Annotated in this window: 1 protein-coding gene; it reads right to left on the bottom strand. The window is 30.6% G+C overall.

Annotated features, from left to right (window positions below; genetic code table 11):
• Positions 1-396 precede the first annotated feature (396 nt).
• Positions 397-1,358: glycosyltransferase (locus V7137_RS29670; RefSeq protein WP_335701388.1), on the bottom strand; the 962-nt coding region annotated here is incomplete at its 5' end.

Genomic DNA, 1,358 nt, shown 5'->3' on the forward strand with positions numbered 1-1,358 from the left:
ATATTCCTCTTCTTCAACACGATAAGATTTTAAAATATATTTAAAAAAAATGTTTCTTTCTCGCATTAATTTTGAAACTATATGCAAAAATATTAAGCTAACTGCTTTTGTTAACTTACCTTCTTTTAAAAGTTCTAATGCAGTTATGCGAGGGGGGTTATTTAGAATACCTTTAATATTCTTATAATCTTTATAATATTGAACTTTAATTCCTTTAGGTATAAAATTTAAAAACCCCCCATATTCCTCCAACATAAATAAAGTTACATCAAACTTTTCTTTAGGCATCTCCGAAAGCATGTTAAGTAAAGCCTTTTCAGTTCCTCCAACATTCATATTTATTAACATGAATATTACCTTTTTCTTCATAATCATTAACTCACTTTCAGTTTAATTTCAACCAATCAGTTCATAAAATTTTTCTATTTCTTCAACATTTCCCTTTTTCTCAAAACTCAAGTACTTAACAATGCTTTCTTTGAATTGTTGATCATTAATTAATCGTAATACACCATTGTATACCTCATCTGCATTCATGCCTACAACTAGCCCATTTTTCCCATCTATCATTTGGTTATAAACTGCATCAAACCTGGTAGTCACTACCGGTACATTCAACATACGTGCTTCTGCAATAGCTAGACCAAAGCCTTCAAATCTAGACGTTTGAACATAGATATCAGATTGTTTGATATATGGATACGGATTATCAGTTACACCTAATAATCTAAAATGTTCTGATAAATCATTCTCTTCAATAAACCGCTTAATTTCTTCTTTTAAACTACCTTTCCCCAATACATACCATCTAAACTTAATCCCACTTTGTTTAAGCTTCAGACAAGCGGAAAGTGCAATATCATATCCTTTTTGATTGGCAAGCCTACCTATTGTGAGAATACGTAGCCCATCAAATTGATCATCATACCCATTTCCTAAATCCGCCATATTTAAGATAAATTGCGGGTTATTTATATCATAAATTACTTCCATTTTGTTCTTGTAATAGGGGAAGGTTTCTAAGAATATCTCTTTAGCCGAGTCTGAAACAGACACTATTTTTTTGTATTTATTATAAAATTTTTTTTGAAATTCTATATCTATTCCGCTTAATCTATAGCTAACATTTACCCAAGAAAATTTTTCCTTTGCGTTTATTTTTTCTGCAACATAGAACGTCGGAACTCCCTGTGCATAACTAATAGCAATATCATAAGTTTTAGGATTGGTTTCAATAACACTTGATATGCTTTCCCATAATATTCTTGCCTTTTGTGCATTAGTAGTTTTACTTTGACGGATCCGTATCGAGTATTTAAGTCTTGCAGCTATCATACCAAATTCTAAATTCTTTAAAG

Origin of the sequence: Neobacillus drentensis, assembly GCF_036962765.1 — a bacterium.
Taxonomy (GTDB): Bacteria; Bacillota; Bacilli; order Bacillales; family Cytobacillaceae; genus Neobacillus; species Neobacillus drentensis_C.